This window comes from Bordetella genomosp. 7, from assembly GCF_002261415.1.
In the GTDB taxonomy this organism is placed as follows: domain Bacteria; phylum Pseudomonadota; class Gammaproteobacteria; order Burkholderiales; family Burkholderiaceae_B; genus Bordetella_A.
Genome location: NZ_NEVI01000001.1, coordinates 166176 through 192807 on the forward strand (window position 1 = coordinate 166176; position 26632 = coordinate 192807).

22 protein-coding genes are annotated in these 26632 nt (G+C 67.5%); 14 read left to right on the forward strand and 8 right to left on the reverse strand.

Going from position 1 to position 26632, the window contains the following annotated elements:
• Positions 1–5: 5 nt before the first annotated feature.
• Complete coding sequence (locus CAL18_RS00805; protein ID WP_026640790.1) at positions 6–617, reverse strand: KdsC family phosphatase; 612 nt, start codon at positions 615–617, stop codon at positions 6–8.
• Entirely contained in the window at positions 614–1603 is a 990-nt protein-coding gene (locus CAL18_RS00810; RefSeq protein ID WP_094817163.1) for a KpsF/GutQ family sugar-phosphate isomerase, read from the reverse strand. The genes CAL18_RS00805 and CAL18_RS00810 overlap by 4 nt, the downstream gene beginning before the upstream one ends.
• 100 nt (positions 1604–1703) lie before the next feature.
• Here CAL18_RS00810 and purT point away from each other — a divergent pair, with 100 nt between their 5' ends.
• The 8 genes from purT (at position 1704) to CAL18_RS00850 (ending at position 11622) form a co-directional block, all read left to right on the forward strand.
• On the forward strand, positions 1704–2918 hold the full coding sequence (gene purT, locus CAL18_RS00815) for a formate-dependent phosphoribosylglycinamide formyltransferase (protein WP_094817164.1): 1215 nt from the start codon (positions 1704–1706) through the stop codon (positions 2916–2918).
• A 516-nt stretch (positions 2919–3434) separates the two neighbouring features.
• A complete protein-coding gene (locus tag CAL18_RS00820) occupies positions 3435–3980 on the forward strand; it encodes a GbsR/MarR family transcriptional regulator (RefSeq protein WP_026640787.1) in 546 nt (181 codons plus the stop codon).
• A 140-nt stretch (positions 3981–4120) separates the two neighbouring features.
• On the forward strand, positions 4121–5695 hold the full coding sequence (locus CAL18_RS00825; protein WP_094795781.1) for a cytochrome ubiquinol oxidase subunit I: 1575 nt from the start codon (positions 4121–4123) through the stop codon (positions 5693–5695).
• Positions 5696–5710: 15 nt separating this feature from the next.
• A complete protein-coding gene (cydB, locus tag CAL18_RS00830; protein ID WP_026640785.1) occupies positions 5711–6865 on the forward strand; it encodes a cytochrome d ubiquinol oxidase subunit II in 1155 nt (384 codons plus the stop codon).
• Between the two features lie 12 nt (positions 6866–6877).
• The gene (gene cydX, locus CAL18_RS00835; protein WP_094795782.1) at positions 6878–7000 is read left to right on the forward strand and encodes a cytochrome bd-I oxidase subunit CydX; all 123 of its coding nucleotides are present in this window, start codon (positions 6878–6880) and stop codon (positions 6998–7000) included.
• Positions 6997–9342, forward strand: a complete 2346-nt coding sequence (locus CAL18_RS19800; protein ID WP_249278362.1) for an ABC transporter transmembrane domain-containing protein — start codon at positions 6997–6999, stop codon at positions 9340–9342. The genes cydX and CAL18_RS19800 overlap by 4 nt, the downstream gene beginning before the upstream one ends.
• On the forward strand, positions 9339–11021 hold the full coding sequence (cydC, locus tag CAL18_RS00845; protein ID WP_094817165.1) for a thiol reductant ABC exporter subunit CydC: 1683 nt from the start codon (positions 9339–9341) through the stop codon (positions 11019–11021). The genes CAL18_RS19800 and cydC overlap by 4 nt, the downstream gene beginning before the upstream one ends.
• A gap of 52 nt (positions 11022–11073) precedes the next feature.
• Complete coding sequence (locus CAL18_RS00850; protein WP_026639455.1) at positions 11074–11622, forward strand: adenine phosphoribosyltransferase; 549 nt, start codon at positions 11074–11076, stop codon at positions 11620–11622.
• On the opposite strand, the gene CAL18_RS00855 is transcribed toward CAL18_RS00850, so the two are convergent.
• The gene (locus tag CAL18_RS00855) at positions 11591–12550 is read right to left on the reverse strand and encodes a LysR family transcriptional regulator (RefSeq protein WP_094817166.1); all 960 of its coding nucleotides are present in this window, start codon (positions 12548–12550) and stop codon (positions 11591–11593) included. The two genes, CAL18_RS00850 and CAL18_RS00855, sit on opposite strands and share 32 nt — an antisense overlap.
• A gap of 164 nt (positions 12551–12714) precedes the next feature.
• On the opposite strand from CAL18_RS00855, the gene CAL18_RS00860 reads away from it, so the two are divergent.
• Together CAL18_RS00860 and CAL18_RS00865 are read left to right on the forward strand one after the other, a co-directional pair.
• A complete protein-coding gene (locus tag CAL18_RS00860; RefSeq protein WP_038852275.1) occupies positions 12715–13044 on the forward strand; it encodes a DUF4148 domain-containing protein in 330 nt (109 codons plus the stop codon).
• 214 nt (positions 13045–13258) lie between these two features.
• Positions 13259–14371: a porin gene (locus tag CAL18_RS00865; RefSeq protein WP_026639454.1), complete on the forward strand. Its 1113-nt coding sequence runs from the start codon at positions 13259–13261 to the stop codon at positions 14369–14371.
• Positions 14372–14510: 139 nt separating this feature from the next.
• On the opposite strand, the gene ilvA is transcribed toward CAL18_RS00865, so the two are convergent.
• Positions 14511–16019, reverse strand: a complete 1509-nt coding sequence (ilvA, locus tag CAL18_RS00870) for a threonine ammonia-lyase, biosynthetic (RefSeq protein WP_094817167.1) — start codon at positions 16017–16019, stop codon at positions 14511–14513.
• Between the two features lie 708 nt (positions 16020–16727).
• On the opposite strand from ilvA, the gene CAL18_RS00875 reads away from it, so the two are divergent.
• From CAL18_RS00875 to CAL18_RS00885, 3 genes are all read left to right on the forward strand, one after another.
• Positions 16728–17282, forward strand: coding sequence for a YqaA family protein (locus CAL18_RS00875; RefSeq protein WP_026639452.1), 555 nt, complete (start codon positions 16728–16730; stop codon positions 17280–17282).
• 116 nt (positions 17283–17398) lie between these two features.
• Positions 17399–21358, forward strand: a complete 3960-nt coding sequence (locus CAL18_RS00880) for a DUF3683 domain-containing protein (protein WP_094795787.1) — start codon at positions 17399–17401, stop codon at positions 21356–21358.
• 9 nt (positions 21359–21367) lie between these two features.
• Complete coding sequence (locus tag CAL18_RS00885; RefSeq protein WP_170940264.1) at positions 21368–22612, forward strand: TIGR03862 family flavoprotein; 1245 nt, start codon at positions 21368–21370, stop codon at positions 22610–22612.
• A 16-nt stretch (positions 22613–22628) separates the two neighbouring features.
• Here the strand turns inward: CAL18_RS00885 and CAL18_RS00890 are convergent, their stop codons facing one another.
• From CAL18_RS00890 to CAL18_RS00905, 4 genes are read right to left on the reverse strand one after another with little or no spacing between them, the layout of a single operon-like run.
• On the reverse strand, positions 22629–23396 hold the full coding sequence (locus tag CAL18_RS00890; protein WP_026639449.1) for a LamB/YcsF family protein: 768 nt from the start codon (positions 23394–23396) through the stop codon (positions 22629–22631).
• A gap of 10 nt (positions 23397–23406) precedes the next feature.
• Positions 23407–24408, reverse strand: a complete 1002-nt coding sequence (locus CAL18_RS00895; RefSeq protein WP_094817169.1) for a biotin-dependent carboxyltransferase family protein — start codon at positions 24406–24408, stop codon at positions 23407–23409.
• The gene (gene pxpB / locus CAL18_RS00900) at positions 24405–25130 is read right to left on the reverse strand and encodes a 5-oxoprolinase subunit PxpB (RefSeq protein WP_094817170.1); all 726 of its coding nucleotides are present in this window, start codon (positions 25128–25130) and stop codon (positions 24405–24407) included. Before pxpB ends, CAL18_RS00895 begins: the two co-directional genes overlap by 4 nt.
• A gap of 19 nt (positions 25131–25149) precedes the next feature.
• Positions 25150–25581 carry a VOC family protein gene (locus CAL18_RS00905; protein ID WP_094817171.1) on the reverse strand — a complete coding sequence of 144 codons (432 nt, stop codon included), beginning with the start codon at positions 25579–25581 and terminating at the stop codon, positions 25150–25152.
• 158 nt (positions 25582–25739) lie between these two features.
• Between CAL18_RS00905 and CAL18_RS00910 the strand changes: the two genes are divergently transcribed.
• Positions 25740–26615: a LysR family transcriptional regulator gene (locus CAL18_RS00910; protein ID WP_094817172.1), complete on the forward strand. Its 876-nt coding sequence runs from the start codon at positions 25740–25742 to the stop codon at positions 26613–26615.
• The last annotated feature ends 17 nt before the right edge of the window (positions 26616–26632 follow it).

Genomic DNA, 26632 nt, shown 5'->3' on the forward strand with positions numbered 1-26632 from the left:
AGGCGTTATTGGATGGCGCCGGGGCCGAGCAGGCCGGGCGCCGTCATGAAGGCGCCCAGGCGGCCTTGCGAGGCCAGCAGCAGGTCGCAGCATTCGCGCACGGCGCCGCTGCCGCCAGGCTGCGAGGCCACCCAGTGGGCTGCCTGCGCAATATAGCCCGGCGCATTGGCCACGCTGGCGGCGAATCCGGCGCGTTGCAGGGCCGGCAGGTCGATGATGTCATCGCCCATGAAGCCGGTCTGGTTCAGTTCGACCCCATGGCGCTGGGCAAGTTCCGCCAGCGCCGCGCCCTTGTCGCGCACCCCCTGCAGGACCTCGGCAATGCCCAGTTCGGCGGCGCGGCGGTCGACGATGGGGCCCGACCGGCCCGTGACCAGGGCGACTTTCAGCCCGCCCTCGAGCAGCAGGCGCAGCCCATGGCCGTCGTGCGCATGGAAGCGCTTGAACAGTTCGCCGCTTTCGCCGTAATACAGGCTGCCGTCGGTGAGCACGCCATCGACGTCGAACACCATCAGGCGCACGGCGGCGGCGCGCTCGCGCACGGCCGGCGAAATGCGGGCCAGGACCAGCGCTTCGGCCGGGTGGGGAGAGAGATTGTGAGGTGGTGTCATGGTCATACTACTTTAGCGGCCATCAGGTCGTGCATGTGCAGGGCGCCCAGCAGGGCGCCGTCGGTATCCAGCACCAGCATCTGGTTCAGGCGCTGTTCGTCCATCTGGCGGGCGGCATCCACCGCCAGCGCGTCGGGACCTATGCTGCGGGGCATGCGGGTCATGCCTTGCGCCACCGTAAGGTTGCGAATATCGCCATGGCGTTCGATCAGGCGGCGCAGGTCGCCGTCGGTGAAGATGCCGGTGGGCTTGCCGGCCGCGTCGAGCACGATGGTCATGCCCATGCCCTTGGCGGACATTTCTTCAAGCGCCGTGAACAGCGCCGCGGATTCGGCCACCGTGGGCAGCGCGGCCCCCTGGCGCATGACGTCGCGCACGTGAGTGAGCAGGCGGCGGCCCAGGGTTCCGCCCGGATGCGAACGGGCGAAGTCGGCGGGGCCGAAGCCGCGCGCCTCCAGGCAGGCCACCGCCAGCGCGTCGCCGAGGGCCATCGCGGTGGTGGTGCTGGCGGTGGGCGCCAGGTTGAGCGGGCAGGCTTCCTGCGCCACGCTGGTGTCCAGGTGCAGGTCGGCCAGGCGCGCCAGCTCGGAGGCCGGGTTGCCGGTGATGGCGACCAGGCCGGCCCCCATTCTGCGGGCCACGGGCAGGATGGTCAGCAGTTCCTGGCCCGAGCCGGAATGCGACACCGCGATGAGGACATCGTCGCGGGTGATCATGCCCAGGTCGCCATGGATGGCTTCGGCGGCATGCACGAAGAAAGCCGGCGTGCCGGTCGAGGCAAAGGTGGCGGCGATCTTGCGGGCGATGTGGCCCGTCTTGCCGATGCCGCTGACAACGACCCGGCCTCGACAGGCCAGCAGCATGTCGACCACGCGCGTGAAGTTGTCGTCCAGCCGCGCGGAAAGATCGGCGATGGCCTGGGCTTCGATGCGCAGCGTGCGGCGCGCGGAATCGATCGCCGTGCCGCCAGAGGTGGTGGGATGGTCGGTCATGGGCGGATTTTAATCTCAGTATGGCTGGTTGCCGCCTTACTGGGTGTGTGGCATGCTGGCGCCGCAATTTTCCGTTTCAACTCTCTACCAGGCTCGCGTCATGTCTTCCATTCCCGCGCCCGTGCTGGGCACGCCCCTGTCCGGCTCCGCCGTTCGCGTCATGTTGCTGGGAGCCGGCGAGCTTGGCAAGGAAGTCACCATCGCCCTGCAGCGGCTCGGCGTCGAAGTGGTGGCGGTCGACCGCTATGCCGACGCGCCGGCCCACCAGGTTGCGCACAGGGCCCATGTCGTGTCCATGACCGACCCGGACGCCCTGCGGCGCGTCATCGAGCAAGAGCGCCCCCACGTAATCGTGCCCGAGATCGAGGCCATCGCCACCCAGGTGCTGGCCGAGATCGAAGCCGCCGGAACCGCCCGTGTCACGCCCACGGCCCGCGCCGCGCACTTGACCATGAACCGCGAAGGCATCCGCCGGCTGGCCGCCGAAACCCTGGGCCTGCCGGTGTCGCCTTATCGGTTCGTGGACGCCGAGTCCGAGCTGCGCCGCGCCATCGACGAAGGCATCGGCTACCCTTGCGTGGTAAAGCCCGTCATGTCGTCGTCGGGCAAGGGCCAGTCGGTCATCCATGGCCCCGACGACATCGCCGCGGCCTGGCAGTATTCGCAAGAGGGCGGCCGCGTGGGGGCGGGGCGCGTCATCGTCGAGGGCTTCATCCGGTTCGATTACGAAATCACCCTGCTCACGGTGCGGGCGCGCGCGGCCGACGGCAGCATCCAGACGCATTTCTGCGAACCCATCGGCCATCTGCAGGCCGATGGCGACTACATCGAAAGCTGGCAGCCGCACCCCATGAGCCCCGTGGCGTTGCAGCGCGCGCAGGAAATTGCCCGCGCGGTCACGGGTGAACTGGGCGGCATGGGCGTGTTCGGCGTGGAGCTGTTCGTCGCCGGCGACCAGGTGTGGTTTTCGGAAGTAAGCCCGCGCCCGCACGACACCGGCATGGTCACCATGATCACCCAGGCCCAGAGCGAGTTCGAGCTGCATGCCCGCGCCTTGCTGGGCCTGCCGGTCGATACCTCGCTGCGCCAGCCCGGCGCCAGCAGCGTCATCTACGGCGGCCTGGAGGCTCGCGGCGTATCGTTTCACCACGTGGCCGACGCCCTGGCCGAACCGGGTACCGATATCCGGCTGTTCGGCAAGCCCGAATCGTTCGCCAAGCGCCGCATGGGCGTGGCCCTGGCCACCGACACCGACGCCCAGGCCGCCCGCGCCAAGGCCAAGCGCGTATCCGGCAAGGTGGCCGTCAAGGCCTGACAGATCACCTGCGGGCGCGCCTGCAGGCAGTGGCGCGCGGCCCCGGCTGCGTTGCTTCTTGCCGTCGATGCGAAGGTGTCTGACACCCTTCGGGAGTCAGACACCGCTGTGACGGGCGCCGGTCCGGGTTGGCGCAGGCTGTCGATGCCAAGGTGTCTGACTCCCGAAGGGTGTCAGACACCGAGCCGTTCAGCGCCGATCTGGTCTGCGTCAGGCCGTCGACGCCAGGGTGTCTGACTCCCGAAGGGTGTCAGACACCGCACCGTTCAGCGCCGATCTGGTCTGCGTCAGGCCGTCGACGCCAGGGTGTCTGACTCCCGAAGGGTGTCAGACACCGCATCGTCCAGCGCCGATCTGGTCTGCGCCAGGCCGTCGACGCCAGGGTGTCAGACACCGCACCGCTGACTCTTATCCTGTTGTAGATAGTGCCGCCTTCCAGGCGGCATTTTTGTGGCTTGCTTTTGATTTTGGTTAATACGATAATTTCAGAAATTTCTGAAATTCGCGTAACAAAACATGCCACTCACGCCTCGGACCGAACGTTTCGTGCTGCATTTCGGCGAAATGGGCAGCCGGTGGGGCGTCAATCGCACGGTGGGGCAGATGTACGCCTTGCTGTTCCTGGCGCCGCAGCCGCTCAATGCCGACGATATCGCCGAAGCCCTTGGGTTTTCGCGTTCGAACGTCAGCATGGGGCTCAAAGAGCTGCAGTCATGGCGCCTGGTGAAGCTGGTGCATCAGGTAGGCGATCGCCGCGATTACTTCGAGACCCCGCAAGATGTCTGGGAGATCTTCCGCATCCTGATGGAAGAAAAGCGCAAACGCGAAGTCGACCCCACGCTGACACTATTGCGCGACACGCTGCTGGACCCGCCGCGCGGCGAATCCGAGGCATATGCTCATCAGCGCATGCGCGAGATGCTCGAGTTGATCGAGTTGTGCACCGGCTGGTTCGACGAGGTGCATGACCTTCCCCCCGAAACGCTACAAAGCCTGATGAAAATGGGCACCAAGGTGCAGAAGGTTCTGGGGTTTGCCGGCAAGCTGCGAGGCCGGGACTGACATCGCGGCATCACGAAGGATGTGTCGTATGGGTCTGTCGGAAGCGCGCCTGGCGCGCATATGGTTGTACCGGGCCGCCCGCCGCCCCATCGGCGCCAGGGCGATATCGCGGCTTGCCGCGGCTTGCTAGGAAGGCGATTATGTTCGATATCGACGTCGTCAACCTGTCGCGCCTGCAGTTCGCCGCGACAGCGATGTATCACTTCATCTTCGTTCCGCTGACGCTGGGGCTGTCGTTCATCCTGGCCATCATGGAAAGCGTGTATGTCATGACCGGACGCGACATCTGGCGCCGCATGACAATGTTCTGGGGCACGCTGTTCGGCATCAACTTCGCGCTGGGCGTGGCCACCGGTGTGGTCATGGAGTTCCAGTTCGGCATGAACTGGTCGTACTACAGCCACTATGTGGGCGACGTGTTCGGCGCGCCGCTGGCGCTCGAAGGCCTGATGGCGTTCTTCCTGGAAGCGACCTTCGTCGGGCTGTTTTTCTTCGGCTGGGACCGCCTGTCCAGGGTGGGCCACCTGGTGGTGACCTGGCTGGTTGCCTTCGGCACCAACTTCTCGGCCTTGTGGATCCTGATTGCCAACGGCTGGATGCAGAACCCGGTGGGCGCGGTATTCAACCCCGACACCATGCGCATGGAAATGACCGACTTTGTCGCGGTGCTGCTCAACCCCGTGGCCCAGGCCAAGTTCGTGCATACCGTCAGCGCGGGTTATGTCGCGGGCGCGATGTTCGTGATGTCGATCAGCGCGTGGTATCTGCTGCGGCGTCGCCATGTCGACCTGGCCAAGCGTTCGATGGCCGTGGCCGCCAGCTTCGGCCTGGCGTCCGCGCTGTCGGTCGTGGTGCTGGGCGACGAAAGCGGCTACCTGACCACCGAGCACCAGAAAATGAAGATCGCCGCGATCGAGGCCATGTGGCACACGGAGCCCGCGCCGGCCAGCTTCAACCTGTTTGCCATTCCCAACCAGGCAGAGCGCAAGAACGACTACGCCATCGAGATTCCCTGGGTGATGGGCATCATCGGCACGCGGTCGCTGACCACGCCGATGCTGGGCATCGACGACCTGGTGCGGCGCGCCGAGGTACGCATCCGCGAAGGCCTGGTGGCCTACGAGGCCATGCAGCGCATACGCGCCAACCCCGACGATACCGAGGCGCGGATGACGCTGGACCGCACCTGGCCCGAGCTGGGCTATGCGTTGCTGGTCAAGCGCCACCAGCCCGACCTGAGCAAGGTCACCGACGCAGACATTGCACGGGCCGCGCAGGATACGGTTCCGCATGTGGCGCCGCTGTTCTGGGCGTTCCGCATCATGGTGGCGGTGGGCATGTACCTGATCCTGTTCTTCGCGGTGGCGTTCTGGCTGGCGTCGCGCGGGCAACTGGACCGCCGCCCTGGCCTGCTGAAAGTGGCCCTGTGGAGCCTGCCGCTGCCCTGGGTGGCCATTGAAGCCGGCTGGTTCGTGGCCGAGTACGGACGCCAGCCGTGGGTGATCGAAGGCGTGCTGCCCACTTACTACGCCGCTTCGGGCCTGACGGTAAGCGACCTGGTGATCAGCCTGAGCATCTTCGTGTCGCTGTACACCGTGCTGCTGGTGATCGGCGTGAAGGTGATGCTGCATGCCATCAAGGCCGGGCCCAAGTCGGATCAGCCGCCGCGTCCGGCGCAGGCCGATCCGGTTTCCGCCGCTGTCGACGCATATTGATAACGGAGCGCGCAAATGGAAAGTCTGATTCCTTTTGACTATGCCGCCTTGAGAGTGATCTGGTGGGCGCTGCTGGGCGTGCTGCTGATCGGGTTTGCGGTGATGGACGGCTTCGACCTGGGCATCGCCGCATTGCTGCCGGTGGTGGCCCGTACCGACATAGAGCGGCGCGTGGTCATCAACGTCGTGGGGCCGGTGTGGGAAGGCAACCAGGTCTGGCTGATCACCGGGGGCGGGGCCATTTTCGCGGCGTGGCCGCTGCTGTATGCCTCGTCGTTTTCGGGCTTTTACATGGCCATGATGCTGGTGCTGGTTGCCCTGATCGTGCGGCCGGTGGGCTTCAAGTACCGCAGCAAGATGGAGGGCACCCGCTGGCGCAGCACATGGGACCGCGTGCTGTGCGCGTCGGGTGTGCTGACGTCGCTGGTGTTCGGGGTGGCCATGGGCAACCTGATCGTGGGCGTGCCTTTCGGCTTTGACGCGAACATGCTGCGCCCACAGTATTACGGCCATTTCTACCAGCTGTTCAGCCCCTTTGCCCTGCTGGCGGGGGTGTTGAGCGTGGCCATGCTGGTCATGCACGGCGCGGTGCAGCTCGTATGGCGCACCGACGGCGTGGTTGCGCAACGCGCGCGACGCGCCGGCCGCCTGGCGGCGCTGGCGACGGCGGCGCTGTTCGTCGCGGGGGGCTTCTGGGTGGCATACGGCATTGACGGGCACATCATTACCAGCATCCCCAATACGCTGGCGCCGTCCGACCCGGCGAGCAAGACCGTGGCGCTGCAGCCCGGCGGCTGGCTGGCCAACTTCGGCAAGTGGCCGCTGGCCTGGGTGGCGCCCGCTCTGGGCGTGGGCGGCGCTCTGCTGGTGGCGGCGCTGCTAGGGCGCTGCCGCGACGGCCTGATGTTCATCATTTCGTCATTGGCGGTCAGTGGCGTGATCCTGACAGTGGGGCTGGCGCTGTTTCCGTTCCTGATGCCTTCGTCGGCCGACCCGCGCTTCGGGCTTACGGTGTGGGACGCATCGTCCAGCCGCCTGACGCTATGGATCATGTTGCTGGCCACGGCGTTTTTCATGCCCATCATCACGATGTACACCGCCTGGGTATATCGCGTGATGCGCGGCAAGGTCAGCGCCGAGTCGGTCGACGGCACGCCCAATTCTTACTAGGAGCCCGCACGCATGTGGTATTTCTCGTGGATACTCGGTTTGAGCCTGGCGTGCGCCTTTGCCATTCTTAATGCCATGTGGTTTGAATTGCGCGAAGGCGGCGAGCACGATCCTGCCAGGCCGCCCGGCAAGTGAGCCGCCCGCCCGGCCATGTGCCGGACCCCGCCGTGCCGGCCGGCCAGGCCACGCGTGAACAGGGGCGTTGGCTGGCCGCGCAGGCGCGCCGGGTGCGCGCGCCCCTGGCCGTGGCGGCCGGATCGCCGCTGTTGGGGGGCATTTTGCTGGTGGCGCAGGCCTGGTTGCTGGCGCGGGTGCTGGACGCGGCCATCGCACAAGGCGCGCTGCGCGCCCAACTGGCGCCCGCCATCGGCGCGATCGCGGCGTTGATTCTGGCGCGCGCGGCGCTGGCATGGCTGGGCGAGCGCGCCGGGGCACGGGCCGCCGAGGCAATCAAGCAGCGGGTGCGGCTGGCGTTATTCGACAGGCTGGTGGCGCATGGGCCGCAATGGTCGCGCGCGCGGGTGTCGGGCGAGCTGGCCAGCGCCATCGTCGACCAGGTCGAGGCGCTGGACGGATTTTTCTCGCGCTATTTGCCGTCGGCTGTGGCCGCGGCCGTGCTGCCGGTGGCGTTTGCCGTGGTGCTGCTGCCGCTGGATATCGTGGCGGGCCTGCTGTTGCTGGTGACGGCGCCCTTGATTCCCCTTTTCATGGCGCTGGTGGGGTGGGGGGCCGAGGCTGCCAGCCGTCGCCACCTGCAGGCCTTTGCGCGCCTGTCCGGCTTTTTTGCCGACAGGCTGCGCGGCCTGTCGACCTTGAAACTATATGGCCGCGCCGAAGCCGAGGCGCGCTCGGTCGCCGCCGCAAGCGATGCCGTACGGCGGCGCACGATGGCGGTGCTGCGCATTGCATTCCTGTCGTCTGCCGTGCTGGAGTTCTTCGCGGCGCTGGGCGTGGCCGGCATGGCGGTGTACTTCGGGTTGACCTACCTGGGCTTTCTGGACGTGCGCGGTTCGCCGCTGACATTGCACGTGGGCTTCTTCTGCCTGCTGATGGCCCCGGAAGCGTATGCGCCGCTGCGGCAGTTCGCCGCGCATTACCACGACCGCGCCGCCGCCCGCGCGGCCGTGTCCCAGATCGCCGCGGCATTTGACGGCTTGCCCGACCCGGCCGACGGCGATCCGGAAGACAGCCACCCGGCAGCGTCCGAAACAACCCCGCGTGGCCACGGGCGCCAGACCCCAGATCGTCCGTCGAGGTGTCAGACACCCCATGCGGCCGTTGTTGGGTGTCAGACACCCCCTGCCGCGGCGGCGCTCGAGACAGGGCATTCGCAGGGGTGTCTGACACCGTTGCAGGAGCGTGCGACAGCGGATACCGATGCGCTGGCCGTTGTTGGGTGTCAGACACCCCCTGCCGCGGCGGCGCTCGAGGCAGGGCAGTCGCAGGGGTGTCTGACACCGTTGCAGGAGCGTGCGACAGCGGATACCGATGCGGCCGTTGTTGGGTGTCAGACACCCCCTGCCGCGGCGGCGCTCGAGGCAGGGCATTCGCAGGGGTGTCTGACACCGTTGCAGGAGCGTGCGACAGCGGATACCGATGCGGTCGTTGTTGGGTGTCAGACACCCCCTGCCGCAGCGGTGCTCGAGGCAGGGCGTTCGCAGGGGTGTCTGACACCGTTGCAGGAGCGTGCGACAGCGGATACCGATGCGGCCGTTGTTGGGTGTCAGACACCCCCTGCCGCAGCGGCGCTCGAGGCAGGGCATTCGCAGGGGTGTCTGACACCGTCACCGGAGCGTCGGACACCTGCCCCCGCCACGGGGGCGGCGGTGTGTGCCGACGCGTTGACGATTTATGCCCCGGGCCGCGCGGGGGCGATCATAGACGGGGCGCGGCTGGCTTTGGAGCCCGGCGCCCACGTCGCGCTGACGGGGCCCAGCGGGGCGGGCAAGACGACGCTGCTCGAGACCCTGTGCCGCCTGCGCGCAGGGGCGGGCCAGGTCATTCTCGACGGCGTTCCGCTGGCAGAGTGGGATGAACCGGCCTTGCGCGAACGCGTGGCGCTGGTGGGCCAGCGGCCATACCTGTACGCGGGCAGCATCGCCGACAACATCCGGCTGGGCCGGGCCGATGCCACCAATGCGCAAGTGCGTGAAGCCGCCCGGCGTGCGTGTGTGCTGGAATTTGCCGATGCGATGCCCCTGGGGCTGGATACTCCCCTGGGAAGCCGTGGGCATGGCCTGTCGGGCGGGCAGGCGCAGCGCGTGGCGCTGGCGCGTCTGTTTCTTCGCGACCCCGGCCTGGTTCTGTTGGACGAGCCCACCTCGCATCTGGACGAGGCCGCGCAGGCGCGCGTCATGGATGAAGTCCTGGCCTTTGCGCAGGGGCGCACCCTTGTGCTGGCCACGCACGCGCCGGCGGTGGCCCGCCGGCTGCCCCGAATGCTGCGCCTGGCGCACGGCAGGCTGGAGCCGGCATGAAAACACTATGGCTGCTGCTGCCCCTGTATCGCCGGCGAGTCGGCGGCCTGGCCGCGGCGCTGGTGTTGGCGCTGGTGACGATCGCGGCAGGCGTGGGCTTGCTGGGCGTGTCCGGGTGGTTCCTGAGCGCCGCGGCCCTGGCCGGCGCCGGCACCGTTTTCAACCTGTTCGTGCCGTCGGCGCTGGTGCGGCTGCTGTCGTTCGTGCGGATCGCATCGCGCTATGCCGAGCGGCTGGTGGGGCACGCCGCCACGCTGCGCCTGCTGACCGACCTGCGCGCCAGCGTGTTCGACGCGTTGGTCGCACTTACGCCGCGGCAGCTGGGCCGCTATCGGGGCGGCGATCTGGTGGCGCGCCTGACGGGCGACGTCGATGCCCTGGATACGGTATTCCTGAACGTGCTGGCGCCGTTGACGACAGCGGCCCTGGCGGCCGCCCTGCTTGCGGCGGTGGTGGGGCGCTGGACCCCTGAGGGCGCGTGGATCCTGGCGGCTGCCATGCTTGCCGCCTGCCTGGCGGTGCCGGCCTGGCAGGGGTGGGCGGGCCGGCAGGCCGGGCGCGACATCCAGGAGCGTCATGCGCAGTTGCGCGCCGCGACGCTGGACGTGGTGGAAGGCCATGCCGACGTGGTCGCATGGCATGCCGCGGCACAGGTGCGCGGCGCGTACGCCCGGCACTGCGAGCAGGCCGCCGGCGCCCGCTGGGCGCAGGTACGGGTGGCCGCGGGCGGCCTGTGGGCGCTGCAAGTGCTGTCGGGCGCCGGGATGCTGGCCGTGCTGTGGTTCGGGCTGGCGGCCCAGGCCGAGCAAAGGCTGGCCGGCCCCGTGCTGGCCGGGCTGGTGCTGGCCGCCATCGGGCTGTTCGAAGTACTTGGCCCGCTGATGCGAGGGGCTGCGCGGCTGGGCGGGTCCGTGGCCGCCGCGCGGCGCATCCATGCCATTACCGCACAGCGGCCCGCCCAGGAAGATCCGCGGGAACCGCAAGCCCTCCCCAGTCGGGGCGCCATCGAGTTCGACGCCGTGCGCTATGCCTATCCGGGTCCGGCGGGCCTGCCCGGACTGCCAGTGCTCGATGGCGTGAGCCTGCGCGTCGAGCCCGGCGAGCGCGTGGCCATTGTCGGGCCCAGCGGCGGCGGCAAATCCACGCTGCTGCACCTGTTGCTGCGCCTGGAAGACCCGCAGGCAGGCGGTGTGCGCTATGGCGGCGTGGACCTGCGCCTGGCGGCCCAGGCCGACTGGCACCGCCGCGTGGCCTGGCTGGCGCAGGATGCGCCGGTGTTCCTGGGCACCGTGCGCACCAATCTGTTGATCGGCGCGCCCGACGCGGGTGATGCCGCGCTCTGGGCGGCGTTGGACGCGGCCGGCCTGGCGGACTTTGTGCAGGCGCTGCCCGACAGGCTGGACAGCTGGGTGGGCGAGACGGGCGCCACGCTGTCGGCGGGCCAGGCGCGCCGGCTGTGTCTGGCGCGCGCGCTGCTGGCTCCCGCCCCCGTGCTGGCGCTGGATGAGCCCACCGCCGGCCTGGACGCCGCCGCGCAGGAGGCATTCTTTCGCGACCTGGGCCGCGCCGCGCAGGGACGTACGGTATTGCTCGTGACCCACGCAGCGCTGCCGCCCGGCACGGTGCACCGATGCCTGGCGTTGCGTGGCGGCCGCCTGACGGCCGTTGCGCTGGCCTAAGCCCGGCGGCACGGTTATAGTTTGCGTTGCTTCACTTTTCCGGGGCGTTCCCATGCAGACCGATACTGCCGAACTCATCCGGCGCACTATCCGCAGCGTTCCCGATTGGCCCCGCCCCGGGGTCGTGTTCCGCGATATCACGCCACTGCTACAAGACCCGCGCACCTTCCGCGTACTCATCGACCTGTTCGTCTACCGTTATATGCGCCAAAGGCTGGACCTGGTGGCGGGCGTGGACGCGCGCGGCTTTATCGTGGGCAGCGTGCTCGCTTACGAGCTGAACCTGGGTTTCGTGCCGGTGCGCAAAGAGGGCAAGCTGCCTTATCGCACAGTGGCCGAGTCCTATAGCCTGGAATACGGCAATTCAACGGTCGAGATGCATACCGACGCGGTGCGCACCGGCCAGCGCGTCTTGCTGGTCGACGATCTGATCGCCACTGGCGGCACCATGCTGGCCGCCATCAAGCTGTTGCAGCGGCTGGGGGCCAACGTGGTCGAGGCCGCCGCCATTATCGATCTGCCCGAGCTGGGTGGTTCGGGCAAGGTTGCCGCCACCGGCACGCCGCTGTTCACGGTGTGCAGCTTCGATGGCGCCGCCTGACCGCTAGTTCGCCTTCATCGCCAGCCGGCATGGCGCAGGTGGCCAGCCGGGGCTCGATAAAGTCCAGGAACGCGCGGGCCCTGGCGGGCGGCGTGCGCGACGGCAGCAGCGCAAACAAGGAAACGGGCGCAAGACGCCAGCCTGGCAGCACCTGCACCAGGTCCTTGCCGCCGACCGGCTCGCCAGACCCGTCGGATACCTTCAGGTGCAGGGGGGCGATGCCCAGGCCCTGGTTGGCCAGATGCGCCAGCACGCTTATATTGTTGGCCGCCAGGCGCCCCGACACGGCAACGGTTTCGGTTGTTGCGCCCGAATGCAGCTCCCAGTGCGAATAGGCGTCGTCCATGGTCGCGCGCAGGCATTCATGATGTGCCAGGTCTGCAGGCACGCGCGGCGTGCCATAGCGTTCCAGGTATTGGCGCGAGGCGAACAGCCGCCGTTGTACTTGCACGATGTGCCGCGCCACCAGGCTGGAGTCGGGCTGAGGGCCGAAGCGCAGCACCACGTCATACGGGTTGTCCAGCGGATCGATATTGCGCATGCTCAGGTCGAAGTCGCATTCGATATCGGGGTGCTGCACCCGGAAATCGTGCAGCACCTCGGGCAGAAAGAATTGCGCCAGGCTCGACGGCATGGATACCCGCAACCGGCCTCGGGGCTGGGCGGCCATGGCGACCAATTGGTCGTGCGCCACGCGCGCCTGTTCTACCAGTGGCAGGCAGCGCTCGAAGTACGCCTGGCCGGCCGGCGTGAGCTCAATGCGCCGGGTACTGCGGTTCAGCAGCTTGAGGCCTATGCCGTGTTCGAGTTCTGTGACGCGCCGCGACAGCGTGGACGCGGGCATGTCCAGGGCTTCGGCGGTATGGCTGAAATTCTTGCGCTTGGCGACTTCGACAAAGAGCGCGATGTCGTTGAGCTGGATATCCATGAGACGTGCCGGGGGGAAGATGCGATATAAAGAACATATCGCATCGCCGCGGCCGGATTGTTAGTTGAAAACAGAAAACTCTGTTCCGCCCGCGAAACGATCGGCGCTGCCGAACGAGCCGGATGCGGCCGAACCACCGTTTCGTAAACCTCTTTGCTCACGCTATGTCTGAAGAAGCTCCTCGTAAAACGCGCGCCCAAGTGCGCGACGAACTGGCGGCGGCCAAGCGGGCCGGCGAGGTCTCGTTTGGCGAGCTGGACTATCCGCCGCCCGTCGCGCCGGCCGGTTCGCACAAGACCCGCTCTCAGGTGCGCGCCGAGCTTGCGCAGGCGCGGGCCTCGGGCGAGCTGTCTTTCGGCGAGCTGGACTATCCCCCCGAGCCGCCCGTCACCTCGGGCAAGACCCGCGCCCAGGTGCGCGCCGAGCTTGCCGCCGCCAAAGAGGCCGGCGAGGTCGGCTTCGGCGAACTGGACTATCCGCCCGACGGCCGCTAGCCGGCCGCACCCGCTGTCGTCGCGCCAGGGCCCATTAGGGGCCACGCCCGGGGCGGCGTCAATCGCCTTTCTGCAAAACAGATCGCCAAACGCACGCTTAATTTCGGCAGCGGTTGCAAAGATACTGCGCGGTGTACATGCGCCTGCCGGCATCGCTACGGTCGATGCGGATCGCGCGTGGCTCTTTCCTTTCACACTGTTCTAGGAAAACACCATGAAAAAAACGCTATTGGCCGCCGCGCTGGCTACCTGCTTGGCGGGCCTGGCCCAGGCGGAAACCTCGGTGACGCTGTATGGCCTGATCGACGCGGGCGTGGGATACAACCAGATCAAGGGCCCGGATGGCAACAAGCAAAGCCGCTTCGGCGCCGTAGACGGCGTCAGCAGCGGCTCGCGCTTCGGGCTGCGCGGCGTCGAAGACCTGGGCGATGGCCTGTCTGCCGTGTTCCAGCTCGAGGGCGGCTTTTCCCCCAACAACGGCAATTCGTCGCAAGGCGGCCGCCTGTTCGGCCGCCAGGCCACCGTGGGCCTGCAAAGCGACACCTGGGGACGCCTGGATTTCGGCCGCCAGACCAATCTGGCCTCCAAGTACTTCAGCAGCATCGACCCGTTCGGCCTGAGCTACGACACCGCCAACATGGGCGCCACGTTCGGTTCGGCCAACACGATGCGGCTGGACAACATGGTGCTGTACCAGACTCCTTCGATCTCGGGCTTCAAGTTCGGCATCGGCTATTCATTCAATGCCGACGACCGCAACACCTCCTCGGGCAACAACTTCCAGACCGGCGACAACAACCGCGTGCTGACCACCGGCCTGCAGTACGCCAACGGCCCCCTGACCCTGGCGGCTGCGTACGACCGCATGAACCCGGACAACAGCACGCCCGGCGGCAAGAACGATGGCCACATCCAGCAGTACATCGTGGGCGGCGCGTACGACTTCGAGGTGGTGAAAGTGTCGGCGGCATTCAGCCAGACGCGCGACGGATGGTTCGTCAGCACCAACCTGGATACGTTGCCCACGGGCGTTGAAAACTACGGCAACTTTCGCACCGTTGACGGATTCCGCGCCAATTCGTACCTGCTGGGTGTAAGCGCGCCGTTCGGCCCGCACAAGGTGTTTGCGTCGTGGCAGCGCGCCGACGCCAAGAATGACCGCCTGACCGGAGACGACGCCACCACCAACATCTACAGCGTCGGCTACACCTACGACCTGAGCAAGCGCACCAACCTGTATGCGTACGCGTCGTACGGCGACAACTACGCGTTCCAGGAAGACGTGCGCAGCACGGCGGCCGCCGTCGGCCTGCGCCACCGGTTCTAAGCGCGCGGCACGGCCGGCGCGGGTTGCCGGATGCACGGGCGGTATCCGTCGCCCGTCCAGTGACAACTGACCCCGCGAAGGTTTGCGCCGGCCGTGGGCGTGGCTGGAAAGGAAGGGCCCCTGCAAAGGGGCCCTTCCGCTACAAGAACAGGCGGTAGGCCGGATTGTCGGTTTCGTTCCAGTGCGGGTAGCCCAGCTCGGCCACGAAGCTCTTGAATTGCTTCTTGTCGGACGGCGGCACCTGGATGCCGATCAGGATCTGGCCGTAATCCGCGCCCTGGTTGCGGTAATGGAACAGGCTGATGTTCCAGTCGGGGTTCATGGCGCTGAGAAAGCGCATCAATGCGCCCGGACGTTCGGGAAACTCGAAGCGATACAGCAGTTCGTTGCTGGCGAGCGTGGACCGGCCGCCCACCATATGGCGCAAGTGAGTCTTGGCCATTTCATCGTGAGTGAGGTCCAGCGTATCGAAGCCGTTGCGGCGGAAGTTTGCGGCGATCTTGTCGGACTCGGATGGCGAGGCGACCTGCAGGCCCACGAATACGTGCGCGCGCGCGGGGTCGGATATGCGGTAGTTGAACTCCGTCACGCTGCGGTGCCCCACCAGTTGGCAGAAGCGCCGGAAGCTGCCTCGCTGTTCGGGCATGCTGACTGCGAAAACCGCTTCGCGCATTTCGCCCACTTCGGCGCGTTCGGCCACGAAGCGCAGGCGATCGAAGTTCATGTTGGCGCCGCAGGCGATGGCAACAAGAGTGGCGCCCTTGAGCTTGTGCGTGGCGGCATATTGCTTGGCGGCGGCCACCGCCATGGCGCCGGCGGGCTCGAGCACGCTGCGGGTATCCTGGAATACGTCTTTGATGGCCGCGCAGATGGCGTCGGTGTCGACCACCACGAAATCGTCGACATACTGGCGGGTCAGCCGGAACGTTTCGGCGCCGACCATCTTCACGGCGGTGCCATCGGAGAACAGGCCCACATCGTTGAGCTGCACGCGGCGCCCCGCGCGCACGCTGCGCAGCATGGCGTCGGAGTCATCGGTCTGCACGCCGATGATCTTGATCTCGGGGCGCAGTTGCTTGACGTAGGCGGCGATACCCGACACCAGCCCGCCGCCGCCGATGGCCACGAAAATGGCATCAATGGGGCCGGGATGCTGGCGCAGGATCTCCATGCCCACCGTACCCTGCCCGGCGATGACGTCAGGGTCGTCGAAAGGGTGCACGAAGGTGAGCTTTTCTTTCTTCTCGAGCGTCTGGGCGTGCTCGTAGGCATCCGTGAAGCTCTCGCCGGCCAGCACGACTTCGCCGCCCAGGCGCCGCACCGCGTCGATCTTGACTTGCGGGCTGGTGGTGGGCATGACGATGACGGCCCGGCAGCCCAGCCGCGATGCAGCCAGCGCGACGCCCTGCGCATGGTTGCCCGCCGAGGCGGCGATGACGCCCCGGTTGCGCGCCGCGGGCGGCAGGTTGGCCATTTTGTTGTACGCCCCGCGCAGCTTGAAGCTGAAAACCGCCTGGGTATCTTCACGCTTGAGCAGCACCGTGTTCGAAATTCGCTGGGACAGCAGGGGAGCGGGGTCTAGCGGGGATTCGACGGCGACGTCATAGACCTTCGAGGTCAGGATGCGTTTTAGATAATCGGCGGACATAGTGGCTTTGGGGCCGCGTGTAGGAAGGTTGAAGCGGTGGGGGGATTATTGCATGCGGCATTTGGGGAGGAGGTGTTCCTTCTGATGACGTCGCGGGGGGAGGGGGCGCGAGACCCGGCTTCACGGTGCCGTCGGGCGCCCTGCGCGCCCGGCCCGCCCGCGCCGCCCTGCGCGGCGCGGGCGGGCCATTCGGGCAAGGATTGTGTCGGGGATTTGTATATGCGGGGTGGTGTCAGACACCGAGGGCATGGGTTGATGCCTGACCCGAGAAAATTGGTCGGTGTCTGACACCTGGAGTGCGATAGGCGCTTGCTTGATGCGAGGTGTCAGACACCGGGAGCGCATCGGCATATCCATCGATCGGCGCCAGCCACCGGCCCACACGCCATCCCCATCCCCTATGCGAATGCATTTTCCAGGCCGCGCAGGGCGGCCCGGAAAATGCGGCCCTGTGCGATTTTCCCTTCCACGCCAATGCGGCGTTCAACATGCAAGAATCCGATCCGCCCCGGCGATGCATCATCGGTATTCCACTGCAAGTCGTGGGCGGGGGGCGTGGGGGCCGCGGCGCCTCGGGGGCGGATCGGGCGCGCGGGGCGCCCGACGGCCCCGTGAAGCCAAGGCCCCACGCCTCCCGCCCACGACGCCAACAGAACCCCAACACCCCCCCAAAAACGCCACCCCAAACCAGCTAAACTGCCGCCCATCATGGAAGAAAGCCTGCTGAACGCCGTACATTGGATGCTGGCGCTGGTGGCGTTGCCCGTGGTCGGATTGCCGGCCATTTTCGTGGTCAGCGTCATTTCGGCGACCCTCTTGCCGCTGGGCTCCGAGCCGGCGGTTTTCGGCTTTGTGAAGCTGGCGCCCGACATGTTCTGGCCGGCCGTGCTGGTCGCCACCGCGGGCAACACCATCGGCGGAGCCATCAGTTACGCCATGGGCCTGGGCGCCCACCGCGCCCTGGAACGATGGCGGGAAAAACACCCCCACCCGCATCCCGACGGGCACCCTGGCCACCCCGGCGGGCCCGCCGACCGCATGCGCGGGCGCTGGCACCTGCATGCCCACGACTGGCTGCACCGGATCGGCCCGCCGGCCCTGCTGCTGTCGTGGCTGCCGGCCGTGGGCGACCCGCTGTGCGCCGTGGCGGGCTGGCTGCGCCTGGCGTTCTGGCCGTGCGTGCTGTACATGGCCATCGGCAAGTTTGCCCGGTACACCATCATGACGGCCGGCCTGCTGTGGTTCTTTCCGCAGCCCGTGTAGGCCTCTCGCACGCGGCGCCGCGTCGGCGCTACCGGCGTTCGGTCCGGCGGGCCCGGGCGGCCGCCGCGCACAATGTCATAAAATGATTCTTTAAGGGCCTTTCCCTACCGTTGTCCATGAACGCCCCCCTCGCCAGCCAAATCCTGTCCGCGGCGATCCCGCCCGCGGCCACATCTCGCCTACGCGAAATCCCGTACAACTACACGTCGTTCTCCGACCGTGAGATCGTCGGCCGCCTGCTGGGCGACGATGCCTGGCAGTGGCTGACCGACCTGCGCGGCGAGCGCCGCACCGGCCGCTCGGCGCGCATGCTGTACGAAGTGCTGGGCGACATCTGGGTCGTCAGCCGCAACCCCTACCTGCAGGACGACCTGCTCGACAACCCCAAGCGCCGCAGGCTGCTCATCGAGGCCCTGCATCATCGCCTGGCCGAGATCGAGAAGCGCCGCGAACCCGACGTGCCGGCCCTGGAAGGCCATGATCCGCACCGCGACGCCAAGGTGGGCGAGCTGCTGGCGCGGGCGCGTTCGGCCGTGGCGGCTTTCGAAAGCCAGTTCGACCAGACGGCGCACCTGCGCAAGCAGGCCGTGAAAGTGCTGGGCCGATTCACTGCGCGCGGCAACATCAAGTTCGATGGCCTGTCACGCGTGTCGCACGTCACCGACGCGACCGACTGGCGGGTGGAATATCCATTCGTCGTGCTCACGCCCGACAACGAAGAAGAAATCGCTGCCCTGGTGCGCGCCTGCATCGAGCTGGGCCTGACCATCGTGCCGCGTGGCGGCGGCACCGGTTATACCGGCGGGGCCATTCCGCTGACCTGGAAGTCGGCGGTCATCAACACCGAAAAGTTCGACGCCCTGGGGCCGGTCGAGTCCTGTATTCTGCCCGGGCTGACCGAGCCGGTGGCGGTCATTCATGCCGGGGCGGGCGTGGTGACCAAGCGCGTCGCCGAAGCCGCCGAACAGGCCGGCCATGTGTTCGCCGTAGACCCCACCTCGGCCGAAGCCTCGTGCGTGGGCGGCAACATCGCCATGAACGCCGGCGGGAAAAAGGCCGTGCTGTGGGGCACTGCGCTGGACAACCTGGCCTGGTGGCGCATGGTCGATCCCGACGGCAACTGGCTCGAAGTCACGCGCCTGGACCACAACCTGGGCAAGATCCACGACGTGGACGTCGCGCGCTTCGAGCTCAAGTGGTTCGACGGCGCCGGCAAGCCGGGCGAAAAGCTCATCAAGACCGAACAGCTTGAAATCGCCGGCCGCGCATTCCGCAAAGAAGGCCTGGGCAAAGACGTCACCGACAAGTTCCTGGCCGGCCTGCCGGGCGTGCAGAAAGAAGGCTGCGACGGCCTGATCACGTCCGCCCGCTGGATTCTGCATCGCATGCCGCGCCACACCCGCACGGTGTGCATGGAGTTCTTCGGCCAGGCGCGCGACGCCATTCCGTCCATCGTCGAGGTCAAGGCCTATCTCGATGGCGAAGGCCGCGCACGCGGCGCCATTCTTGCCGGCCTGGAGCATCTCGACGAACGCTACCTGCGCGCGGTGGGCTATGCCACCAAGAGCAAGCGCGGCACGCTGCCCAAGATGGTGCTGATCGGCGACATCGTGGGCGATGACGAAGACGCCGTGGCCACTGCTGCCAGCGAGGTCGTGCGGCTGGCCAATACCCGCCATGGCGAAGGTTTCGTGGCCGTCAGCGCCGAGGCCCGCAAGAAATTCTGGCTCGACCGATCGCGCACGGCGGCCATCGCCCGGCATACCAACGCCTTCAAGATCAACGAAGACGTGGTCATCCCGCTGTCGCGCATGGGCGAATACACCGACCATATCGAGCGCATCAACATCGAGCTGTCCACACGCAACAAGCTCAGGCTGCTCGAAGCGCTGGACGCTTTCCTGGCGGCGCCGCTGCCCATCGGCAAGATCGAAGACGCGGAAGACGGCCCGGCCCGGGCCGAACAGCTGGCCGAGCGCACCCGCCAGGCCATTGACGTGCTGGCGCAGGTGCGGCGTCGCTGGCAGTGGCTGCTGGACAACCTGGATATGCCGCTGCACCAGGCGCTGCCCGACCTGCCGGGCCTGGGCCTGGCGCCGCTGCAGGGCGCCTTGGCCGACCGGGTGGCCGCGCAGCCCGACGTCACGCTGTTCAGCGTGCTGCAGGACCGCACGGTGCGCGTGTCCTGGAAAACCGAAGTGCTGGCGCCGCTGCAAGGCATTTTCTCGGGCAACATGGGCAAGCACGTGGTCGACGAACTCAAGGCGATCCACGCCCGCGTGCTCAAGAGCCGTGTATTCGTCGCCCTGCACATGCACGCCGGCGACGGCAACGTGCACACCAACATTCCCGTCAACTCCGACGACTACGAAATGCTGACCGAGGCGCACCAGGCGGTGGCCCGCATCATGCAGATCGCGCGCGACCTGGACGGGGTGATATCGGGCGAGCACGGCATCGGCCTGACCAAGTACGAATTCCTTACCGAAGCCGAACTGGCGCCGTTCCAGGAATACAAGCGGCGCGTCGATCCGCGCGGCCACTTCAACGCGGGCAAGCTGATGCCCGGCGCTGACCTGCGCCATGCCTGGACCCCCAGCTTCAACCTGATGGGCCACGAATCGCTGATCATGCAGCAAAGCGATATCGGCGCCATTTCCGAATCCATCAAAGACTGTCTGCGTTGCGGCAAATGCAAGCCGGTTTGCGCGACCCACGTGCCGCGCGCCAACCTGCTGTATTCGCCTCGCAACAAGATCCTGGCGACCTCGCTGCTGGTCGAGGCTTTCCTGTACGAAGAGCAGACCCGCCGCGGCGTCAGCCTGAAGCACTGGGAAGAATTCGAAGACGTCGCCGACCACTGCACGGTCTGCCACAAGTGCTACAACCCTTGCCCGGTGGACATCGACTTCGGCGACGTATCCATGAACATGCGCGCGCTGCTGCGCCGCATGGGTCGCAAGTCGTTCAACCCGGGCACCGCGGCGGCAATGTTCTTCCTGAATGCCAAGGACCCGGCCACCATCAACGCCACGCGCAAGGCCATGGTGGGCGTGGGCTACAAGGCGCAGCGCCTGGCACACGACCTGCTGTCGGGCATTGCGCGCAAGCAGACGGCGCATCCGCCTGCCACGGTGGGCAAGCCGCCGTTGCGCGAGCAGGTGGTCCACTTCGTCAACAAGAAGATGCCGGGCGGCCTGCCCAAGCAAAGCGCGCGCAAGCTGCTGGACATCGAAGACGCCAATTACGTACCCATCATCCGCGACCCCAAGGCCACCACTGCGGATACCGAGGCGGTGTTCTATTTTCCGGGCTGCGGATCGGAACGGCTGTTCTCGCAAGTGGGGCTGGCCACGCAGGCCATGCTCTGGCATGCGGGGGTGCAAACCGTGCTGCCGCCGGGCTATCTGTGCTGCGGGTATCCCCAGCGCGGCAACGGCATGAACGACAAGGCCGAACAGATCATCACCGACAACCGCGTGTTGTTCCACCGCGTGGCCAATACGCTGAACTACCTGGACATCAAGACCGTGGTGGTCAGCTGCGGCACATGCTATGACCAGTTGGCGGGCTACGAATTCGACAAGATCTTCCCGGGTTGCCGCCTGATAGACATCCACGAATACCTGCTTGAAAAAGGCATCAAGCTCGACGGGGTGCAGGGCGTGCGCTACGTGTACCACGACCCCTGCCATACCCCCATGAAGCTGCAGGAGCCCATGAAAACGGTGCGTGCGCTGGTGGGCGATGGCGCGATCAAGACCGACCGGTGCTGCGGCGAATCCGGCACGCTGGCGGTGACGCGCCCCGATGTGTCTACCCAGGTGCGCTTTCGCAAGCAGGAAGAACTGAACAAGAACCAGGCCGCCGTGCGCCAGGATGGCTACGCGGGCGAGGTCAAGATGCTGACGTCATGTCCGTCGTGCCTGCAGGGCCTGTCGCGCTATCAGCAGGATACGTCCATGCAGGCCGACTACATCGTGGTCGAAATGGCTCGCCACATCCTGGGCGAGCAATGGATGGAAGACTACGTCCGGCGCGCCAATGCCGGCGGCATCGAACGCGTGCTGGTGTAAGCCGCTGCCGTGCGCGTAGCCATAATCGGGGGCGGCCCGGCGGGCCTGATGGCGGCCGAGGTCCTGGCGCGCCGGGGCATACAGGCCGACGTATACGACAGCATGCCGTCGGTGGGCCGCAAGTTCCTGCTGGCGGGGCGCGGCGGGCTCAACCTGACGCATAGCGAACCTGCGGGGCGCTTCAGCCAGCGATACGGCGCGCGCAGCGCCGCCGTGGCCGGCTGGCTGCGGAACTTCGATGCCGACGCGATGCGCGAATGGGCGCATGGGCTGGGCATAGATACGTTCGTCGGCTCGTCCGGCCGGGTGTTCCCGCGCGAAATGAAGGCGGCCCCGCTGTTGCGAGCCTGGCTGTCGCGGCTGCGCGCGGCCGGCGTGCGCCTGCACATGCGGCACCGCTGGACGGGCTGGCCCGACGCCGCCGCGGCCGCGGCGCACACGCTGCACTTCGATACTCCGCAGGGCGCCGTGGTGGCGCAGGCCGACGCCGTCGTCCTGGCGCTGGGCGGAGCAAGCTGGGCGCGCCTGGGCTCGGACGGCGCCTGGGTGCCCGGCCTGCGGGCGTGCGGGGTGGACGTCGCGTCATTGCGGCCCGCCAATTGCGGCTTCGATGTCGACTGGAGCGCTCATCTGCGCGAACGCTGCGCCGGCACGCCCGTGAAATCCGTGGCCATGGCGCCCGACGACCATGGCGCGCCGGGCACATGGCGGCGCGGCGAGTTCGTGTTGACCGCCACCGGGGTCGAGGGCAGCTTGGTCTATGCCATGTCCGCGCCGCTGCGCGACGCCATCGATGCGCGGGGCGCGACAGTGGCGTGGCTGGACTTGCTGCCCGATCTGTCTGCCGACCGCGTGGCCGCCCAGGTGGCGCATCCGCGCGGTGCGCGTTCAATGGCCAGCCATCTGCAGAGCCGGCTCGGGCTCAAGGGAGTCAAGGCGGCTTTGCTGCGGGAATGCGCCGAGCCCCAGGCCTGGAGCGATATGGCGCTGCTGGCCCGTTGCATCAAGGCGCTGCCGGTGCGCCTGCTGCGCGCCCGCCCGATCGACGAGGCCATCAGCAGCGCGGGCGGTGTGACCCTGGAAGCCCTTGATTCCGGCCTGATGCTCAAGGCGCTGCCCGGCGTCTTTTGCGCCGGCGAAATGCTGGACTGGGAAGCGCCCACGGGCGGCTATCTGCTGACCGCCTGCATGGCCAGCGCCGTGGTGGCCGCCGAAGCGGTACACGCATATCTGGACGCGCCCCTGGCCGCCTGACGGCGTACCAGGGGTGTCAGGCTTGCGGGACGGTGCGCACCGCGATGCCGGCTTTTGACAAGGCATCGCGCAGCGCCTGCGCGAACACCCTGGCGTTGGGCTGGTCGCCGTGGATGCACAGGGTATCCGCGCGCACCGGCACGTCGCGGCCGCTGACCGAGCGCACCACGCCGTCTTGCACCATGCGCAGCACCTGCGCCAGCGACGCGTCTACCTCTTCGATCATTGCGCCCGGCTGGCTGCGCGGCGTCAGCGAGCCGTCGTCCTGATACGAGCGGTCGGCGAACACTTCATGGGCGGCCCGCAGGCCCAGTGTTTCGGCCTCGCTGACCAGGTGGCTGCCGGCCAGGCCGTACAGCACCAGGCTGGCGTCGACATCGCGCACCGCGCGGCAGATGGCCTGCGCCAGCGCCGCGTCCTTGGCTGCCATGTTGTACAGCGCCCCGTGCGGCTTGACGTGGTGCAGGCGCGTGCCCTGGCTGGCGGCCACGCCGGCCAGCGCGCCCACCTGGTAAACCACCATGTCGTAGGCTTCTTGGGGCGTGATCTGCATGGTGCGGCGGCCGAAGCCGGCCAGGTCGGGCAGGCTCGGATGGGCGCCTACCGCCACGTTGCGGTCCCGCGCCGCGGTCACTGTCTTGCGCATGGTGGACGGGTCGCCGCCATGGAAGCCGCACGCGACGTTGGCCGACGTGACGAAATCCAGGACGGCCTCATCGTTGCCCATGGTCCAGGCGCCGTAGCTTTCGCCCATGTCGCAGTTAAGGTCGATGGCGGAACTCATGTGGGTGTCCTCAAGCGTGAAGCAGGACGCGCAGCGGCGACAGGGCATCCTGCAATTGGGCAAAAGCGTCTTCGCGATCGCTGTCGAGTTGTTGGGCCTCGTCCAGGTTGACGCGCGCAAAGCGCACCGCCTGACCGGGGCCCATCTGCGCCAGTGCCGGCAAATCGGCCGTGATCACCTGCGCGATCTTGGGGTAGCCGCCGGTGGTCTGGCGATCGGCCATCAGCACAATGGCCTGGCCGCCCGCGGGCACTTGTACGGTGCCATAGTTGATCGCCTCGGACAAGATCTGACGCGGGGCCGCCATGGCCAGCGGCGGGCCGTCCAGGCGGTAGCCCATGCGGTCGGATTGCGGGCTGATGCGGAATTCCGCGTGCAGCAGCTGATGGCGCGCGTCATCGGTGAACTCGTCCCAATGCGCGCCCGGCAGCACGCGGATATGACGGCGTGGCTGCACGGCCAGGGGGGAAGGCAGGTAGATGCGCAGTTGCCAGAGGCCCTGCGCGAGCTGGTCGAGTGCCTCGGGTTGCGTGGGCAGGGAGGCACGCAGGCCGATGGTGTCGCCCTTGGCCAGGGCGCGCCCCGCATGCCCGCCGAAGCCGCCGCGCAAGTAGGTGCTGCAACTGCCCAGAACGGGTTCCAGCGCGTAACCGCCATGCACCGCCAGGTAGGCGCGTATGCCGCCGTCGGGACGGGCCGTGCGAAAGGCCAGCACATCGCCGGCGCGCGCCACCAGCGGGCGATGGCAGGGCACCGGGTCGCCGTTGAGCGTGGCCTGCAGGTCGGCCCCGCCGATGGCAAAGCAGGCGGGGGCATCGAACTGCAGCGTCGGGCCGGCCAGCGTGATCTCGAGCGTGGCCAGGTCGGCCTCATTGCCCGCCAGCAGGTTGGCCAGTCGATGCGAACGGGCGTCCATGACGCCGCCCACGGGCACCCCCAGGTGCTGGCTGCCGGTGCGGCCCATGTCCTGGAAGCTGGAGAGCAGCCCGGGCTTGAGGACGGTAATGCTCATCGCGCGGCCTCGCGCAGGCGGCGGAACTCTGCGGGGCCGATAGGCACGAAACGCACGCGGTCGCCGGGTTGCAGCAGGGTGGGCGCGTCGCTTGCCGGGTCGAAGAGCACGGCGGGCGTGGCGCCGATGATGTTCCAGCCGCCCGGCGACTGGCTGGGGTACAGCACGGTCTGCCGGTTGGCGACAGCCACCGAGCCGGCGGGCACGGCGGTGCGCGGCGACGCCCGCCGCGGGATGTCGAGGCGGGCGTCGTGCACGCCCATATACGGGGCGCCCGGGGCGAACCCCAGCATGAAAACCAGGCTCTCGGCGCCGCTGTGCAATTCGATGACGGCTTCGGGCGACAGGCCGGCATGGCGCGCCACGTCTGGCAGGTCGGGGCCGTATTGGCCGCCATAGCAGACGGGAAGCTCCACGTGCCGGCCGGTCTGTGTGTCGGCCGCCACCCCCTGGGCAAGCAGCGGTTCTATCCGGGCGGCCAGTTCTTCGTAGCGCGGGCGCTGCCCGCCACCCGGCCGGTAATGCACCGCCACCGTGACGAACGACGGCACCACGTCGGTTACGCCCGGCAGCTGCGCCAGGCGCAGCGCCTGCGCGGCGGCCAGGCACAGCCGGCCGACCTCGACATCAATGCTGTCGCCAAAGCGGATCAGCAGGCAGCGATCGCCTTGCGGCTCGATACGCCATGGCGGGGCGGGGGTGGGTGAGGGCGTGGTCAACAGCTTGGCGGCCCGTAGTCGGTTACTTGGCGAAGAGGGAATCCATGTTCTTGAACGATTTGAATTCCAGCGCGTTGCCCGACGGATCGAGGAAGAACATGGTGGCCTGCTCGCCCACTTCGCCCTTGAAGCGGATGTAGGGCTCGATGACGAACTTGGTGCCCGCGTCGGTCAGCTTCTTGGCCAGGGCTTCCCAGTCTTGCATCGGCAGCACGGCGCCGAAGTGGCGTACCGGCACGTCGTGCGAATCGACCGAGCTGGTGGACTTGTGGCCGCATTCGTCCGGCGACAGGTGCGCGACGATCTGGTGACCATAGAAGTTGAAGTCCACCCATTCGTCGGAGCTGCGCCCTTCGGGACAGCCCAGCAGCTCGCCATAGAAGTCGCGGGCTTCGGCAAGGTCGCGTACGGGGAACGCCAGGTGGAAGGGGGGCAGGGTTGCAGGTGTGCTCATACGGGCTCCGGATTGCGGCAAGAGTAAATCAAAATCAAGCGTCGGGGCGGGCCGCCCGGCAACGGGCACGGCCGGCTCGCGCAGGCCTATCAGTTTAGAGATTGTTTTTTTGATTCAAAAGCGATATTTTTTTGCCCTGAGCATCAAAAAAATCGATAGTGATACGCGAATTCAAAACCTTCATGGCGGTGGCGCGCGCCGGTACGTTTACGGCAGCTGGCCGCCAGCTGGGGCTGACCCAGTCCGCCGTCAGCGCGCAGATGCGCCGGCTCGAAGACTATCTGGGCGTGACGCTGTTCGAGCGCACCGCCAAATCGGCGGTACTCAGCGCGTCAGGCCGCGAGATGCTGCCGCAGGCCGAAGAAATCGTGGCGCTGGCCGAACGCATCGCCGGCGCGGCAAGGGCGGGCCACATCAGCGGGCTGCTGCGCGTGGGCGCCATTGCCTCGGCGCAGCAAAGCCTGCTGGTGGACGCCCTGGTGCAGTTTCGCGATGCGTTTCCCGATGTGCGCGTGCGTATCGTGCCGGGCGTGTCGCTGTCTTTGCTGGGGCAGGTCGACGCCGCGGAAATCGACATGGCCGTCCTGATACGCCCGCCGTTTGCGCTGCCGCCCGAGCTGGCCTGGCGGCCGCTGCTGCGCGAACCCATGGCGCTGGCGGTTCCCGCCGGTTTGCCTGCCCGGCCATGGCGCGAGCTGCTGACCAGCCAGCCATTCATCCGCTACGACCGCACGTCGTTCGGCGGCCGCCTGGTGGATATGTTCCTGAAGAAGCACCGCATTGCGGTGCGCGAGGCGATCGAACTGGACGAAATGGAGGCCATCGCCAACCTGGTCAGGCGCGGCCTGGGCGTGGCGCTGTTGCCGCGCACGCGCCGCTTTGATGACCGGGGCCTGGACCTGTACGACCTGGGCGAAGCCGGCTTTACCCGCGATATCGGCCTGATCGTGCGCCTGCCGCACGACCCGGCCTCGTTGGCAGGGCACCTGGCCGAATGTCTGCTGAACGCCGCGGGCATGTCCTGCGGCGGCTAAGGCCGGCGGGCGCCAGT

Coding starts and splice junctions, on each gene's coding strand:
- CAL18_RS00825 (WP_094795781.1), top strand. CDS start 4,121: ATGTTCGATATCGACGTCGTCAACCTGTCGCGCCTGCAGTTCGCCGCG.
- ilvA (WP_094817167.1), bottom strand. CDS start 16,019: ATGTCCGCCGATTATCTAAAACGCATCCTGACCTCGAAGGTCTATGAC.
- CAL18_RS00880 (WP_094795787.1), top strand. CDS start 17,399: ATGAACGCCCCCCTCGCCAGCCAAATCCTGTCCGCGGCGATCCCGCCC.
- cydB (WP_026640785.1), top strand. CDS start 5,711: ATGGAAAGTCTGATTCCTTTTGACTATGCCGCCTTGAGAGTGATCTGG.
- CAL18_RS00890 (WP_026639449.1), bottom strand. CDS start 23,396: ATGAGTTCCGCCATCGACCTTAACTGCGACATGGGCGAAAGCTACGGC.
- CAL18_RS00865 (WP_026639454.1), top strand. CDS start 13,259: ATGAAAAAAACGCTATTGGCCGCCGCGCTGGCTACCTGCTTGGCGGGC.
- CAL18_RS00820 (WP_026640787.1), top strand. CDS start 3,435: ATGCCACTCACGCCTCGGACCGAACGTTTCGTGCTGCATTTCGGCGAA.
- CAL18_RS00860 (WP_038852275.1), top strand. CDS start 12,715: ATGTCTGAAGAAGCTCCTCGTAAAACGCGCGCCCAAGTGCGCGACGAA.
- cydX (WP_094795782.1), top strand. CDS start 6,878: ATGTGGTATTTCTCGTGGATACTCGGTTTGAGCCTGGCGTGCGCCTTT.
- CAL18_RS00875 (WP_026639452.1), top strand. CDS start 16,728: ATGGAAGAAAGCCTGCTGAACGCCGTACATTGGATGCTGGCGCTGGTG.
- CAL18_RS00850 (WP_026639455.1), top strand. CDS start 11,074: ATGCAGACCGATACTGCCGAACTCATCCGGCGCACTATCCGCAGCGTT.
- CAL18_RS00895 (WP_094817169.1), bottom strand. CDS start 24,408: ATGAGCATTACCGTCCTCAAGCCCGGGCTGCTCTCCAGCTTCCAGGAC.
- CAL18_RS00905 (WP_094817171.1), bottom strand. CDS start 25,581: ATGAGCACACCTGCAACCCTGCCCCCCTTCCACCTGGCGTTCCCCGTA.
- CAL18_RS00805 (WP_026640790.1), bottom strand. CDS start 617: ATGACCATGACACCACCTCACAATCTCTCTCCCCACCCGGCCGAAGCG.
- CAL18_RS00855 (WP_094817166.1), bottom strand. CDS start 12,550: ATGGATATCCAGCTCAACGACATCGCGCTCTTTGTCGAAGTCGCCAAG.
- purT (WP_094817164.1), top strand. CDS start 1,704: ATGTCTTCCATTCCCGCGCCCGTGCTGGGCACGCCCCTGTCCGGCTCC.
- cydC (WP_094817165.1), top strand. CDS start 9,339: ATGAAAACACTATGGCTGCTGCTGCCCCTGTATCGCCGGCGAGTCGGC.
- CAL18_RS00810 (WP_094817163.1), bottom strand. CDS start 1,603: ATGACCGACCATCCCACCACCTCTGGCGGCACGGCGATCGATTCCGCG.